Here is a 15,950-nt window from a genome sequence, read left to right as displayed (position 1 = left end):
GTCAATATGAAAAGAAAATTACCTTTCAATTTATCGAAAGATCAATCCTTTTACGAAGCACTCTCAGATTGGGTTGGGGATGTATTTTACGATATTTTACCTGAAAAAGGGTTCGATCTCAGGGATGAGCAAGTATTCATGGCGTTTCAATTAAATCAGGCTTACAAACAAAAACAAGTGATGTTTGCAGAAGCTGGCGTCGGTACAGGTAAGACGCTTGTTTATCTTTTATATGCGTTATCTTATGCTCGATATACCGGAAAGCCTGCCATCATCGCGTGTGCAGATGAAACACTGATCGAACAACTTGTAAAAAAAGACGGTGACATCCAAAAGCTTGAGCAGGCACTTGAACTTGATATAGACGTCAGATTAGCCAAATCAAGAGAACAATATCTATGTATTAAAAAGCTTGAGGAAAAACTGCCGATGAACGAAAGCTTTCATGAAATATGGGAAGGGCTCCCCGCGTTCGTTCATGAAACAAATTCAATGAACAGATTCAGCCACTATGGCGATCGTAAGGACTATGCTCATTTGCCGGATGAGGAGTGGACTGAAATCGGCTGGGATTCTTTGCAGGATTGCATGTCTTGCGTTTACCGTCACCGCTGCGGACAGACTCTTCATAGAGAACATTATCGGAACTCTGCTGACCTGATCGTTTGTTCACATGACTTTTATATGGAACATATCTGGACGAAAGACTCCCGGAAAAGGGAAGGACAGCTGCCGCTGTTACCGGAAGCAAGTTCGGTCGTTTTTGACGAAGGGCATTTATTGGAGTTTGCCTCTCAAAAAGCGATGACCTACCGCATGAGAATGGAAACATTGGAAGGTCTGCTTGAAAGACTATCCGCATCCGACATGAGGGAAACGACACTTTATCAGATTGAAGATATCATGCTGGCGAATGAAAAATGGTTTGAGTTATTAAGTAAAGAAGCAAGATCGGAAATCGGGACTGTACGACAGTATATCACTCGTTCCGCTGCGGTTTTGGAACAGGGAAGGCTTTTGGCTGAAAGCATTGAAAACCTTTTGAATGAACTGGTGTTTGAATCGGAAATGTATGTAATGGATGACTACTTACTGAAGGTAGTCGAGGAATATTTGGAACAGATTCAGTATTCGTTAAAGTTATTCCTCGAAGATGAAAAAGGCATTTACTGGCTAGAGGCAACAGAGGACGAGCATACTTTCGTCGTTATGCCGAGACTTGTAGAGGAAATACTTAGAACGAAAGTATTCTCCCAAAATATTCCGTTCATTTTCTCATCTGCCACTTTATCATATAATGGTGATTTCTCATACATCTCGCAGTCACTTGGAATTGAAAAGTGCGAAAAATTCTCAGTGGAATCCCCGTACGATTACGATGAGATGATGAAAGTATTTGTAGCTGAGAATCTTGCCCGGGATGAAGAGAAGTTCCAATATGCATGGGAACATTTAAAACAGAATAAAGGGAAGTCTCTTCTATTATTTTCTACAAAGGAAGAAATGAATGCGTTCAGGGACTTTTATCAAAAGGATTCCAGTCAAGAATGGAAGGTCATCTTTGAAGGGGATAAAGAAATCAGTCATACAGTAGAGGAGTTCCAGAATGAACACTCTTCAGTATTATGTTCATATCATTTATGGGAGGGCCTTGATGTACCGGGGGAATCCCTGACGCAAGTAGTCATTGTATCCCTGCCGTTCCCTCCTAAAGACCCTGTATTCGATGCAAAACGAAAGCATGCAGAAAACCCATCGGAGGAAGTCGATGTTCCTTACATGCTGCTACGCATGAGACAAGGTATCGGACGGTTGATACGGACAAGCGAAGATCATGGGCAGGTTCATATTCTATTGAATGGACGAGAGTCTGCACACAGTGAGCTTATAAAAACAATTCTTCCTGTCCAAGTGGAAACAATGAAGGTCTGAAGCTGAAATGAGCCGTCTGAATAGGCGGCTTTTTTTATTTGTTTCTTATTGAAGCCAAACGTAAATCTATTATAGAAGTATTTGTCAGAAAAATATGATAAAATAGAAGAGATGTTTACTAAGGGGGCTTAAAGATGAGAGAAGAATTAGTAGAAATGAAAAACAGCTTTCTCGATTATGTGAAAAAAATGACTGCATATAATGAAGCACTTGGATTGATGTTCTGGGATCTAAGGACAGGTGCTCCAAAAAATGGAGTGGAACAGCGCTCGGAAGTGATCGGAATGCTTTCATCAGAATTATTTGCAATGTCCACTTCCAATGAGATGGCAGCATATCTTGCAAAACTTTCGCAGGAGAAAGATCAGCTTGATGAATTGACGCAGAAATTGCTTGAAGAATGCCAAAAGGAATATGACCGAAATAAAAAAATCCCGGCTTCGGAATACAGGGAATACGTTGTTTTGCAATCCAAAGCAGAAAATGTCTGGGAAGAGGCAAAGTCAAAAGCAGATTTCAAAATGTTTCAGCCTTATCTTGAACAACTCGTAACCTATACGAAGCGATTCATCGATTATTGGGGTTATGAAAAAAATAAATATGATACTCTCCTTGATATGTATGAACCGGGTGTCACAGTAGAAGTTCTGGACAGTGTTTTCGGTGAATTGAGGGACAAGATCGTACCGCTCGTTCATAAGATTTCAGCATCTGAAAACAAACCGCACACTGATTTTTTATTTGAGCATTTCTCAAAGGATAAACAAAAGGAATTCAGTTTAAAAATCCTGGAGCAAATGGGATATGATTTCAACTCGGGAAGACTGGACGAAACGGTTCATCCATTTGCAATAGGGCTGAATCCGGGGGATGTACGGGTAACAACAAAGTACGATGAAAGTGATTGGAGAACGGCTGTTTTCGGGACGATCCATGAGGGTGGACATGCCCTTTATGAACAGAACATCTCGAAAAATCTCGTTGGAACGCCATTATGTTCAGGAACGTCAATGGGGATTCACGAATCACAGTCTTTATTTTATGAAAACTTTGTAGGGAGAAATTATTCGTTTTGGAAACAAAATTACGACCTGCTAAAACAACACGCTGATGGGCAGTTCGACTCAGTGGATGTTGATCAATTTTACAAAGCGATCAATGAATCAAAGCCGTCTTTGATCAGGATTGAAGCTGATGAACTAACCTATGCGTTACATATCATCATTCGCTATGAAATTGAAAAAGGTTTATTCAATGATGAAATCGAAGTAAAAGATCTGCCTCTAATCTGGGATCAGAAATATGAAGAATACTTGGGGATCAAACCTTCTCATAATGGTGAAGGTGTACTTCAGGATGTTCATTGGGCAGGCGGAAGCTTCGGATATTTCCCTTCATATGCCTTGGGATATATGTATGCTGCCCAATTCAAAAAGGCGATGGAAAAAGACATTCCTGACTTTGATGATCTTCTCGAAAAGGGCGAACTTACCCTTATAAAAGAATGGATGACTGACCATGTTCACAAATGGGGTAAAATGAAAAAACCTCTGGAAATCCTTCAAGAGGTGACCGGGGAAGGATTGAATGCTTCTCATCTGGCAGAGTATTTGATTGAAAAGTATACGAAAGTATATTCCTTGTAACATAAAAGTGAAAGACCGCTTCTGGACTGGAAGCGGTCTTTCTTGTCGATTTTAAGCCTCTTACCAGACCCTGAAGCCTTTTGAAGGAGGTGGACCATTCTGGAACATATCCATGAACGGTACTGTATAGGCTACTAGGATGAGGGCGGCAAGGACTGTAAGCCAAATTTTCCAATTTTCAAGAACCATCGGTGTTTTTTCTGCACCTTCCGCTACTTCACCAATCGGGAATTCCTCTTCTCCTTTTGGTGCGAAGAAAGCCAAATTAATGAAGATATATAAGACGAGAATGATCCCGATAAAGAGGATCGTCCCTCCGATTGCCTGTGCAACCTGATAAGGAATCCAGTCAAGCGCCTGCACCGCATCCCCGTAAGTAGAGAAGGAAGAACGTCTTGGTGCACCCAATAAACCTGCAGCATGCATAGCCCCGGACATGATACCCATTCCAACTGCCCATACGACGGCCTGCACAATAGCCATTTTGTTCATTGCTTTCGTCAAGACCCTTCCAGTCAAGTGAGGAACAAGCCAATAGGAAATCCCAAAGAACGTCAACACCACTGAAGTGGCGAGTGTCAAGTGGAAGTGACCAGTGACCCAGATGGTATTGTGGACGACCTGGTTCATCTGGTTCGAAGCATTGATCAATCCGCCGGCCCCTGCCGGGATGAATGCAGCCATTCCAATGAATGGGACGGTAAATCGGGCATCGCCCCAAGGAAGTTTCCTGAACCAGCCAAACAACCCTGTACCGCCTTTGGAACGTCCATACATTTCAAAGGTGGCAAATAGCGAAAAAGCAGTCATTAAAGAAGGTATAACAACCATAAATGTGAGAACGACCTGTAAAAACTTCCAAAATGCATCAATACCCGGTTCCACAAGCTGATGATGGAAGCCGACAGGGATAGAGAATAAGAGAAACAATACAAATGATAATCTTGCAAGTGAATCCGAGAAAATCTTACCACCGATGATCTTAGGTATGATGACATACCATGCCATATAGGCAGGCAATAACCAGAAGTAAACAAGCGGATGGCCGAAATACCAGAATAAAGTCCTGCTGATAAGAACGTCTACTCTTTCGACCAGCCCGAGTGACCAAGGAAGGAGCTGGAATAAAACGGTTCCTGCAACACCTAAAGTCGCAATGATCCACAGAACCATATTGATAATAGCCATGAATGTCAGTAGTGGACTGGATTCTCCAGGGTTCTGTTTTCGCCACTGTACATATTTCATGATCATAGCTGCTCCGCCTAGCCAGCTGCCGACTACCACGAAGGTCAATCCTAGATAAAAGATCCAATGAGCTTTAAGCGGCGCATAAAAAGTATAAAGTACGGTCGCTTCGTTCAAGAGAATCATCACAGCTGCCATAGCTGTCCCAAGCAGCATTACCCAGAAGCCGAGCCAGCCTAATAGACGAGAAGTACCAGAATAAGTGCCTGAGGTTCTTGAAATGGCAGCATGTTGAAAACCTAAAATAAAGAATGTGGTCAATACAAGGCCAAGTAATACCCCATGAACGGTAAGTACTTGATAATACCCGATTCCTGCAGGTAAAGTGAAACTTCCAGAACGGACCAGTACTTGTAATAAACCTGCCAGTCCTCCGAGGGCCAAAGCGATGAATCCTACATAGATATGTGCCATTGCGAGCTTACCGTCTCTACGGTCGATTTTGATAAAACGTTCAGACATTTTAGTCCACCACCTTAATCATGGATTTCATCGTATGATGACCAACTCCACAGTATTCATTGCAAACCACTAAAAATTCTCCTGTCTGATCCAATGTAGTGGTATATTCACTGATGTATCCTGGCTCGAGCATCATGTTGATGTTCGTACCGGCTACTTCAAAGCCATGAATTACATCTTTGGTTGTAGCGATTATTTTCAATGTCGATCCCTTAGGCACTTCGACTACACCTGGATCATAAAAGAATGTAGAAGCCACAAGTACAAGTTCGTAATCCCATTCCTTGCCTTCCACTTTATTTAGTCCTGGCTGATCGAAAGGTGCAATGGCATCCACTTGTTCAGGGTTAATATATGCCTTGGCGCTTGGGGGCTGATGACCTTGATGAAAAGCACTGATTCCCAAAATGATTAAAAAGATAATAAGAGAGCCGGTTCCTAGAGTCAACCACCATTTTTCATAACGATGCATGTGCATGTTCAATCACTCCTTCTTCCTTAAAAACGATTAATGAATAGCAAAAATACTCCAATCCACGAAAGGACCAGGAATCCTCCCAGCAGTAATACGGATGTAAATGTCCCTTTCAGGGAGGACGAATCTTCTACCTTCGTTTGAGTCTTTCTGTTCAGTTCTGGATTTGCCATCATACTCACTCCTTTCACCTTTTAGGTGATATTCTGGATTAACTTAATCATAATTCCAAAAATAGTCGTCCATCTGTGATAAATGTCACACCTAATAAGGGAAATTGTGAAATAAATGTGAAGTTCATCACACAATTCTCCCTAAAAGAGGATCATTCTCCTGTTCCGATAAAAATAATTGATACATAAACTGTATGAAGAAGATTGTCAGGAGGCAGGAATTGTGGAGAAATTTTATTGTGAAAAGTGCTGTCAACTATATAATGAGAAAATAAAATGTTTGTATTGCGGTGAGGTGGCAGAAATGAAGATTCATATACAAGTGCAGTCCCAACCGCACAAAAAAGAATAGAATGCTCAGCCATAAGAAGCAACTATGATAAAATATAGAAGATTCAATCAATGACAGGAGAGTGTGTGGAATGTATTTACCTTCATTTTCGTTGGAAAATAAAACGGCTGTCATCACCGGGGCAGGACGTGGGATAGGACGAGCATTAAGTATTGGACTGGCAGAAGCGGGAGCGGATGTGGTCCTGTTATCGCGGACGAAATCGGACCTGGAAGAAACGGCTGCCTGCATACATGAAATGGGACGGCATGCTTATATTCTGCCTACGGATGTAACATCCAAAAAGGAAATTCATGAGGCTGTACAATACATAGAAGAACGGGATTTGACCATCGATATCCTGATTAATAACGCAGGAATGAATATCAGATCTAATGCATTTGAAGTGACAGAGGAAGAGTGGAAAACAATCATGGATACCAATTTGAAATCTGCGTTCATGATGAGTCAGGAAATCGGAAATCATATGAAAGAGCATGGGAACGGGAAAATCATCAATATAGCTTCTGTTGCCGGCCATGTGGCTCTCCGGACAGGGGTTGTTTATGCAGCCACTAAAGCCGCGATGATCCAGATGACAAAAGTATTAGCGTTCGAATGGGGCAGGTACAATATAAACGTAAACAGTATAGGGCCATGGTATTTTAAAACCCCTTTGACTAAAGAGCTTCTCAAGAATCAGGAGTATGTAGACGACATATTGGCAGTCACCCCGTTAAAAAGGATTGGTGAACTGCAGGAATTGGTGGGTCCGGCAGTGTTCTTATCATCGGATGCGGGTAACTATGTAACCGGGCAGACGCTGTTTGTCGATGGAGGCATGACGATACAAGGTTTTTAATTTGATGTAATTGTAGAAAAAGCGGACAAATCATCGTCCGCTTTTTCTACAGGTCAATCTTCGATCATTAAGAGGATGAGAAACTCCCCGGTGTTCTCGACTTTTACAGGAAGCTGAATGGCGTGACGAAAGCCGAAAAGTTTTGATTCCCCCACGATGACTGTCGGTGTAGTAATATCTACATCATTCCCGCTATGTGCGATAGAGGTTGCGAGGTTCCCAACGATCATATTCCCCAATTCCCCCGCAAAAGACTCAAGCATTTCACCTGCTAAAGGCATTCCAAACATAGAAGCTGCAAGAGCTTGAAAACTTTCCTCATCTCCGTCAATGAGAAATCTCCCCCGGATATCTCCGGTCATTCCGATTAAAACGCCCATATTATGCTGATTATATGGCTCCTTTAAGGAAATTGGATCATAAACGGCTACTTCAAGCGGGATCACCCCTTTAAGGGCAGTGATAAAGTTATTCATTAAGTCCGTGATACTGCTGGTTAAGGTCATGTCGAAACCTCCGGAAATTTGTCAAAAATAATTATACCATATTTACCAGGATAAAAGACTCGGTATCTTGGATATAATGGAAAACTTTCAAACCGGGGGTTAAGAGGAATGAGAAACTGTACACGTTCCAGATGATTTCCATACATGTTCTTTCACATTATGGTAAAGCTATCCTTACATGGAAATTTGATAAGGAGAATGGTTAAAATGCCTAAAATTCTAGCCGTTGAAACAGAAATCCCGCCTTTTAAAATCACTCAATCCGAAGCAGCATCATTTGCACGAAATCTGTTTTCGGAAAGCTTTAAGGATATCGAGAGACTGATCCCCATTTTTGAAAATGGAGAAATTGACAGCAGATATTTTGTTAATGATCTTGAATGGTTTTCCACTTCGCATTCTTTTCAGGAAAAAAACGACCTGTTCATTCATCATGCTGTAGAAATGGGAAGCAGGGCAATCGAAAAATGTTTGAAGAATAATCATGTTCAGTATGAAGAGATAGATGCCATATTCACTATCTGTACCACCGGCTTATCAACTCCCAGCATTGAAGCAAGGATAATGAATGTCTTGCCATTCCCTTCCCATATAAAGCGTATTCCAATATGGGGTTTGGGATGTGCGGGAGGGGCAGCAGGGTTATCCCGCGCGTATGAGTACTGCCTGGCGTTTCCACAATCGAACGTCTTAATCCTGTCAATCGAGTTATGTTCTTTGACGTTTCAGCACGGTGACCGTTCCAAGAGTAATTTAGTCGGTACATCATTATTTGCTGATGGGGTGGCATGTACCCTTGTATGTGGAGATGATAGCGTATCGATTAAAGAAAAAAGCAGCCCGCTCCCCTCAATATTTGCTACACAATCCACGACATTAAAGGACTCTCTTGATGTAATGGGCTGGAATATCAAGAATGATGGTCTGTACGTTGTTTTTTCAAAAGATATTCCAACTCTTGTGAAAAATTGGCTGAGGCCCAATGTGGAAGAATTTATCCATTCAGAAGGAATAGGAATGGAAGAGATTAAACATTTTGTGGCACATCCCGGCGGGAAGAAAGTGATTGAAGCTTATCAAGAGGCCTTGGGATTCGACGACAACATGACTGGACATTCCATGAGGGTGCTGAAGGAATTCGGGAATATGTCATCGGTGACTATATTTTATGTACTAAAAGAATTTCTGCAAGGTGAGTGCCAAATAGGTGATATAGGATTGGGGACTGCGTTAGGTCCCGGATTTAGTTCAGAATTAGTATTGATGAGGTGGGAATGATGATATTCTTTATTCTGTTCTTTACTATACTGGTCGTGCAGCGCTTGGTTGAATTAGTGATTGCACGGAAAAACGAAAAGTGGATGAAAGACAGGGGAGCAAAGGAGTTCGGTCAAGATCATTACCGTGCCATGGTCATGATTCACTTTGCCTTTTTTATTTCGCTATTAATAGAGGGGGGGCTTTTGCATTCTGGCATTCATCCTCTTTGGAAGTACCTGCTTGCTGGATTTCTTCTCACACAGGCAGGGAGGATTTGGGTTATATCCTCCCTTGGAAAGTACTGGAACACAAAAATCATCGTCCTTCCAAATACTGAAGTAGTGGCCACAGGGCCTTATAAACATTTCAGGCACCCTAATTACCTGATTGTCACACTTGAGTTAGCCATTATCCCATTATTATTTAATGCGTATTGGACTCTGGTCATTTTTTCGGTGCTCAACCAACTGATTCTATTAACCAGGATACCGGTGGAAGAACGGGCATTGAGAAGTGAAACAGACTATGAACGTGTCCATTTAGCGACACCGGGATGGATCGGTGCATTCAAGAAAGAAAAATGAAATAACTTATTGAAAATGATTATCGTTTTTGATAAGATGTAATTGAACATGAAAATTATTCTCAATTGCACGTCCTAATATAGTAAAAGGTGGGGAATGAAATGGTCTGGTTTCTAATTTTGCTGACAGTGGTTACATATGGCTTTATCATGAAGTACGTTTTGTCGAATGTGATGAAGGATCGACAGCCGGTCCTGAAAAAAGCGTCCAATCAAACTAGTCCCCGGTCTTTTGTTCCATCCAATCTAATACCTACAGAATCTACAAGATAGTCTCTTTCAACTGAAGGAGACTTTTTTTATTGTCCTGTATCATGTCCAAGTGGCTCTACTCCACATGGAAAGCGAAGTCTTGCGCGGAAATCAATAGCGGTAATTTAGCTACTCTCAAATTCTGAAAAACTGAATATGATAAAGTGACGATTTACTAAGATAATTATCAAACCATAGAGAAATCCCTTTAAATACGATAAAATAAAAGCGTTATCATCTTTTGAAACAGAAAGGATCTTAGACATGAGCCGCATTGATCAACAAAGTACCCATTTACATACAATCCTTCACCAGCTGGCAGGATACGATGATATATTTCAAAGCAAAGGGGACGAAGAACGTTCCCGAAAAGTTGAAAGGCTGGCGGAGAAAATCTACGGGAAAGAGTTTATATTGGCATTTTGCGGGCATTTCTCTGCTGGAAAATCCACAATGATCAATTACCTGATGGGTGAAGAAATTCTTCCCTCAAGCCCGATACCAACCAGTGCGAACCTGGTGAAAGTGCATGGGGCCACGGAGGACTATGCAAAAATCCATTACCATAAAGGAAGACAGGTGTATTTCAAGGCACCGTTTGAGTACTCCACGATCCAGGAATTTTGCAGGAACGGGGAAGATGTGTACTCCGTTGAAATCGCTAAGAAAGGAACTTCCTTGCCGGAAGGGGTTTCTGTACTGGACACCCCTGGGGTTGATAGTACGGATGACGCCCACAGGCTATCAACGGAATCAGCCATCCATTTAGCGGATGCGGTTTTTTATGTGATGGATTATAACCATGTCCAATCGCAGGTGAACTTTCAATTCACCAAAGAATTGAAACGTCATGGAGTGAAGTTGTACCTTGTAGTGAATCAAATCGATAAGCACCAGGAAGAGGAATTATCCCTTCAGAGTTTCAAAGTAGGTGTCAGGGATTCCTTTGCTTCCTGGGGAGTAGTACCTGACGGGATCTTCTATACAAGTCTAAAGGATTTGGAGCATGAAGATAATCAAGCAGAAAACCTTCGAGAATTCATACAGAAGCAAGTGATAGAGAAGGACGTATTAATGGAAGCTTCCGCCCGGTCTGCCATGTCACAGCTGGTGCATGAACACAAGAGCTGGTATGAAGAACAGCAAATGAATGTCATCGAAGAAGCAAGAGTCCATCTGACTGACGAAGAGTGGAGAAATAAGGACAGTCTGCTTTTCGAAGAAAAAAAAATTCTGGACGAACTATCCGAGAACGACATCAGCGAGGCAAGGCAGGATTTTGAGGATGAAAGGAGTAAAATCCTTAAGAATGCATATTTAATGCCTTTTGAGACTAGAGATTTGGCAAAGGAATTTTTAGAGAGCCAGCAGTCTGATTTTAAAGTGGGATTCCTGTTTTCAAAGCAAAAAACTGAAGAAGAAAGAGATCGAAGAGCTAAAATCTTCAAACAAGAAGTGAACAATAGAATCGAAACACAGCTGGATTGGCATTTGAAGACACTCGGAAAATCCTTGTTAAAGAAACATCATGCATCTTCTGCGACTCTCCTGGATGGTTGGGAACATTTATCACTGAAAGTGGATGAGGATTATTTGACAGGCTTGATAAAGCCAGGTGCCAAGGTTACAGGGGATTACGTTCTCCAGTATTGCGATAACCTTTCAGAAGATTTAAAGAAAATTGCCAGAAGGAAAACAAATGAACTTATGGAAAGCAGCTTAAACCATTTCAAGAATGATTCTGAAAGCAAACAGAAACAACTTCAGGACAGCCTGCAGAATCTTCGCCAAAAAACAGTTTATGTGCACAAATGGGAGTTGCTGGAGGAGGAAAAGCTGCAGCAGTTGGAGAAGCTGGGTCATGTATCAGGTTCGTATAAGCAAGAACACAAGATCCAGGGGTGGGTAAACAAATGGGAAGAGAAGGATCATCAGTACATTGAGGCATCCGAGGTGTATGACGACATGTCTTCGCCTGACTCTGGTGCATCGGTTGAAGAGGATATAAGACCGGTGCAGGAGAGGGACGAAATGAAATCGCAGGTTAGCGTAGAAGGTGCAATTGACAGGCTCGAGCGGATGACCCATGTGTTCAAAAACCTCCAAGGATTCAGTAAGATGGCGGAAATATTGGAAGGCAAGAAGGAAAGGCTTGCTCATCAGACATTTACAATTGCATTATTCGGGGCGTTCAGTGCAGGAAAATCCTCATTTGCCAATGCACTTTTAGGTAAAAAGGTGCTGCCGGTCAGCCCAAATCCTACAACAGCATCAATAAATCGGATTAAGCCTGTAACGGAACTCCATCACCACGAAACAGCGGATGTGCAAATTAAAAGCGAAGGGCAGCTTTTACAGGACCTTTCCCATTCCCTGTCCTTCTTTGATAAAAGCATTTCGAATGTGGAGGAAGCATTAAAGGTCATTCCAGGCTTGCTTAATGAAGTGAAAGGCGATGCGAAAGAAAAGATCCATCTCTCATTTCTAGGGGCATTTTATAAAGGGTTTGGTGAATTTAAGAATGATTTAGGAAACAGACTCACTGTCAGCTTAGCTGATTATAGAGGGTATGTTGCAGATGAAACCAAATCATGCTTTGTTGAATCGATCGATTTATATTATGACTGCGAAGTAACGAGAAAAGGCATAACATTGGTGGATACCCCAGGGGCTGATTCAATCAATGCCCGGCATACAGGGGTAGCCTTCGAGTATATTAAAAACGCAGATGCCATTTTGTTTGTGACATATTATAATCATGCGTTTGCAAAGGCAGACCGTGAATTCCTCATTCAGTTGGGGAGGGTAAAAGATACATTTGAACTCGATAAGATGTTCTTTATCGTGAATGCGATTGACCTCGCCAAAAATGAAGAAGAAAAAAACGAAGTGATCGGTTATGTTCAAAATCAGTTAATCCAATATGGGATTCGCTTTCCGAGAATATTTGGGGTTTCATCTTTGCATGCCCTGGAAAATCAAGAGAATCATTCGGCAGGTATGGAAAGCTTTAAACAAGAATTCAATTCTTTCATACAGCATGAACTCGTCAGTATGAGTGTGGATTCAGCAATCAGCGAATGGGAAAAAGGAATAAAGCGTTTCAAGCATTATATTGATGCCGCTTCGAGTGACCAATCGAGCAAACAGCGGAGGATCACTGAGCTTGAGCGTATAAAAGTTGAACTGGATGCAATATTGGATGGGATGACAGCGGATGCGATGGAATCTGAAATAGAACAGGAATTGGATGAATTGATTTATTACTTGAAACAGAGAGTGTTTTTCAGGATCTCCGATTTTTATAAAGAAGCTTTCCATTCTGGTTTGTTCATGAATGAATCGAACCATAGCAAGGCTTTACAAAACGGATTGAAAGAATATATCACCAGTGTCGGTTTTGATTTATCGCAGGAACTGAGAGCCACCTCTTTAAGGATACAGCAATTTATAGGAAATCAGCTTGATGCCCAGTGGGCTGAATTCGAATCGATCATTGGGGAAAAGGACAATGAAATCATTCTCTCTTCAACCGAACTGGAAAATGGAGAGTCCATCGAGTTTGAACAGGCATTTAAGCATATCGAACTGGAAACATTTAAAGAAGCTTTTTCCACTTTCAAGAACGCCAGACAGTTCCTTGAGAAGGGCGGGAAAAAAGAAATTCAGGAAGAGCTCGAGAGGAAACTTCATGGTCCAGCAGATGAATATTTGAGAAATGAAAAACAACGATTGAAAACTTGGAGTCAAGAGGGTATGAGAATGAAATTCACGAAATTGAAAAGAGATGCCAAATCACAAGTCTTTGAGCAAATCGATTCAAATATCGAAGCGTTAAGTAGCATACACGATATTGAAAAGCTGCGTAATGAACTTAATTGGCTAGAAGAGTCATATAAGTAAGGGGGATCAAGTTGACTGATAATCCGTTTTACTGTTGTGCCACCTGCATCCACATACGAGCCAGTAAACCGCTGAAGGGTTCGAAGACAACCTATTTTTGTTCCCGCCTGGGCTATGAGACAAAGACTTCGTATCGATTTTCCTGCTGGGAACCGAAGGAAGCTATTAAGGACTTGATGAAGAAAAGGGGGATATCTTAATGCGTTTTGTTAAATGCGTCGATTGGTTACACAATCATCTGCACGATCGAAATGTAAGAGTGATTGACTGCAGCTTTTCATTGGGGGATTCGTCAGCCGGTAAGGCGGCTTATTTGAAAGAACATATCCCAGGGGCGGTGTATTTCGATCTTGAGAAGGATTTATCCGGACATGTAAAAGAACATGGGGGACGGCACCCCCTCCCAAATATGAAGAACTTCCTCAGGAAAATAGAAAATGCCGGTATCGATAATGAATCCATCATCGTTGCATATGACCAGGGGGAAGGTGCCTTTGCAAGCAGGTGCTGGTGGCTGTTTCAATATTTGGGGCATAAAGAAGTATTCGTCTTGAACGGAGGTTTTAAAGCATGGAAGGAAAAGGGATACGAAACTCAAGTCACTATTCCTGATTATGGTGAAAAGAGTTATACCCCATCATTCAGAGAAGTCATGCTTGCGTCGTTAGAAGAGGTAGAACGCATATCCGAAGGGAAGAGTAATGTGGTTTTAATCGATTCCCGCAGTAAAGAACGCTATCTGGGGTTGGAGGAGCCGATTGACCGGATTCCCGGACATATCCCGAAAGCGGTCAATTCTCCTTGGACAGAGGGGCTGGATAAAGGGTTCTTCCTGGATTCAGAACGGCAATATCAACGGTTTACAAGCTTTGACAAGAATAGTCCGATTGTAGTTTACTGCGGTTCAGGAGTAACTGCAACCCCTAACATCATTGCCCTATTGGAAGCTGGGTTCAAGGATGTAAAACTGTATGCAGGCAGCTACAGCGACTGGGTATCGTATGAACATCATAAAGTGGACAAGAAGTGATGACGGGACATGCCTGTAGTTTTACAGGCTTGTTTTCTTTACAAATGGGAAGAAAACAAAAATATGTTATACTTTTAAAGGATTGTAAAAATAACAAGAGTATGTAATGTCGGATGAATTTGTTACAGTCAGGAGTGGATGAAATGAAAAAAGGTGAACATATTTTACTAATAGATGGGATGGCGCTATTATTCCGGTCGTTTTTTGCTACAGCAGTAACAGGCCAGTTTATGATGAATTCCAAAGGGCTGCCGACTAATGGGGTACAAGGTTTCATGAAGCACCTCTTAATGGCGGTCGATTACGTCAAACCGTCCCATATCCTCGTTTGCTGGGACATGGGGAGCCAAACGTTCCGTAACGAGGTATATACGGATTATAAATCCAATCGTAATGCTCCTCCGGTTGAGCTTATACCACAATTTGATCTGGCCAAGGAAGTGGCTGAGGGTTTCAATTTGGTAAACGTAGGAGTATCCGGATTTGAAGCGGATGACTGTATCGGTACTCTTGCAAAAGCACATCATAAGGAACGCAAGGTGACGGTCCTTAGCGGAGATCAGGATTTACTTCAGCTTCTTGATGATAACATTGAAATCATGCTGTTGAAAAAAGGGTTTGGAAATTATCAGACATACACGAGAGACCTGTTTATTGAAGAACGGGGAATCACTCCGAAGCAGTTTATTGATGTAAAAGCGTTAATGGGTGATTCCAGCGATGGTTATCCAGGTGTGAAGGGAATAGGGGAGAAAACGGCTGTAAAGCTGATACAGGAATACAATGATATTCCTGGTATCTTGGACAACCTGAATAAATTGACCCCTTCTCAGCGAAAGAAAATTGAATCAGATTTGGAGATGCTGCACGTTTCAAGGAAATTAGCAGAGATCCATTGTGAGGTCCCGCTTCCCCTTTCAATTGAAAACGCAGGTTGGAGTCATGTAACTGATTCTTCGATATCGTATATCGAAGAACTTGAATTAAAAGTGCTGAGAAGATTCCTGTTAAGCGCCGATTCATTAATTGCATCAAGTTAAATAAACAAAGAGTCAGGTTTTTTTACCTGACTCTTTATTTCAATGGGGGAGAGCTATTTCGTATTAAGCTTTTTAGCTGCATTTTCTAACTTGCTCTTGGGTTCTCCAGCAAATTCTGTATCCCCTGCATTGCCTTGCGGATTGACACTGCCGGCTGTTTTTCCTTTATTTTTATTATTATTTTTGCTCATTGTAACGCCTCCCTAATACAAGATACATACATCATTATTTTGCGTGTTGTGACGTA

General features: G+C 41.7%; 13 protein-coding genes. 8 read left to right on the top strand and 5 right to left on the bottom strand.

Annotated elements, in window-relative coordinates:
• The first annotated feature begins 6 nt into the window (after positions 1-6).
• Both ACUXV2_RS11695 and ACUXV2_RS11690 read left to right on the top strand, forming a co-directional pair.
• A complete protein-coding gene (locus ACUXV2_RS11695) occupies positions 7-1,932 on the top strand; it encodes an ATP-dependent DNA helicase (protein WP_446243385.1) in 1,926 nt (641 codons plus the stop codon).
• A gap of 134 nt (positions 1,933-2,066) precedes the next feature.
• A complete protein-coding gene (locus ACUXV2_RS11690) occupies positions 2,067-3,578 on the top strand; it encodes a carboxypeptidase M32 (RefSeq protein ID WP_446243384.1) in 1,512 nt (503 codons plus the stop codon).
• A gap of 60 nt (positions 3,579-3,638) precedes the next feature.
• Here the strand turns inward: ACUXV2_RS11690 and ACUXV2_RS11685 are convergent, their stop codons facing one another.
• The 3 genes from ACUXV2_RS11685 to ACUXV2_RS11675 are packed head-to-tail and all read right to left on the bottom strand — an operon-like array spanning position 3,639 to position 5,936.
• Positions 3,639-5,288 carry a b(o/a)3-type cytochrome-c oxidase subunit 1 gene (locus tag ACUXV2_RS11685; RefSeq protein WP_446243383.1) on the bottom strand — a complete coding sequence of 550 codons (1,650 nt, stop codon included), beginning with the start codon at positions 5,286-5,288 and terminating at the stop codon, positions 3,639-3,641.
• A 1-nt stretch (position 5,289) separates the two neighbouring features.
• On the bottom strand, positions 5,290-5,766 hold the full coding sequence (locus tag ACUXV2_RS11680; protein WP_446243382.1) for a cytochrome B5: 477 nt from the start codon (positions 5,764-5,766) through the stop codon (positions 5,290-5,292).
• A gap of 20 nt (positions 5,767-5,786) precedes the next feature.
• Positions 5,787-5,936, bottom strand: a complete 150-nt coding sequence (locus ACUXV2_RS11675) for a cytochrome c oxidase subunit 2A (RefSeq protein ID WP_446243381.1) — start codon at positions 5,934-5,936, stop codon at positions 5,787-5,789.
• 422 nt (positions 5,937-6,358) lie between these two features.
• Here ACUXV2_RS11675 and ACUXV2_RS11670 point away from each other — a divergent pair, with 422 nt between their 5' ends.
• Positions 6,359-7,129 carry an SDR family NAD(P)-dependent oxidoreductase gene (locus ACUXV2_RS11670; RefSeq protein ID WP_446243380.1) on the top strand — a complete coding sequence of 257 codons (771 nt, stop codon included), beginning with the start codon at positions 6,359-6,361 and terminating at the stop codon, positions 7,127-7,129.
• Between the two features lie 53 nt (positions 7,130-7,182).
• Here the strand turns inward: ACUXV2_RS11670 and ACUXV2_RS11665 are convergent, their stop codons facing one another.
• A complete protein-coding gene (locus ACUXV2_RS11665) occupies positions 7,183-7,635 on the bottom strand; it encodes a chemotaxis protein CheX (RefSeq protein ID WP_446243379.1) in 453 nt (150 codons plus the stop codon).
• 207 nt (positions 7,636-7,842) lie between these two features.
• Between ACUXV2_RS11665 and ACUXV2_RS11660 the strand changes: the two genes are divergently transcribed.
• From ACUXV2_RS11660 to ACUXV2_RS11640, 5 genes are all read left to right on the top strand, one after another.
• The gene (locus tag ACUXV2_RS11660) at positions 7,843-8,913 is read left to right on the top strand and encodes a type III polyketide synthase (protein WP_446243378.1); all 1,071 of its coding nucleotides are present in this window, start codon (positions 7,843-7,845) and stop codon (positions 8,911-8,913) included.
• A gap of 2 nt (positions 8,914-8,915) precedes the next feature.
• Positions 8,916-9,479 carry an isoprenylcysteine carboxyl methyltransferase family protein gene (locus tag ACUXV2_RS11655; protein ID WP_446247058.1) on the top strand — a complete coding sequence of 188 codons (564 nt, stop codon included), beginning with the start codon at positions 8,916-8,918 and terminating at the stop codon, positions 9,477-9,479.
• A gap of 515 nt (positions 9,480-9,994) precedes the next feature.
• Entirely contained in the window at positions 9,995-13,633 is a 3,639-nt protein-coding gene (locus ACUXV2_RS11650) for a dynamin family protein (RefSeq protein ID WP_446243377.1), read from the top strand.
• 199 nt (positions 13,634-13,832) lie between these two features.
• The gene (locus tag ACUXV2_RS11645) at positions 13,833-14,663 is read left to right on the top strand and encodes a sulfurtransferase (RefSeq protein WP_446243376.1); all 831 of its coding nucleotides are present in this window, start codon (positions 13,833-13,835) and stop codon (positions 14,661-14,663) included.
• A gap of 143 nt (positions 14,664-14,806) precedes the next feature.
• Positions 14,807-15,703, top strand: a complete 897-nt coding sequence (locus ACUXV2_RS11640; protein WP_446243375.1) for a 5'-3' exonuclease — start codon at positions 14,807-14,809, stop codon at positions 15,701-15,703.
• Positions 15,704-15,756: 53 nt separating this feature from the next.
• Here ACUXV2_RS11640 and sspL read toward each other — a convergent pair whose 3' ends face one another.
• Positions 15,757-15,894: a small, acid-soluble spore protein L gene (gene sspL / locus ACUXV2_RS11635; RefSeq protein ID WP_446243374.1), complete on the bottom strand. Its 138-nt coding sequence runs from the start codon at positions 15,892-15,894 to the stop codon at positions 15,757-15,759.
• Positions 15,895-15,950 lie beyond the last annotated feature (56 nt).

The sequence above is a fragment of the Rossellomorea sp. NS-SX7 genome (assembly GCF_052828565.1).
This window is presented reverse-complemented; position numbering and strand designations above follow the sequence as displayed.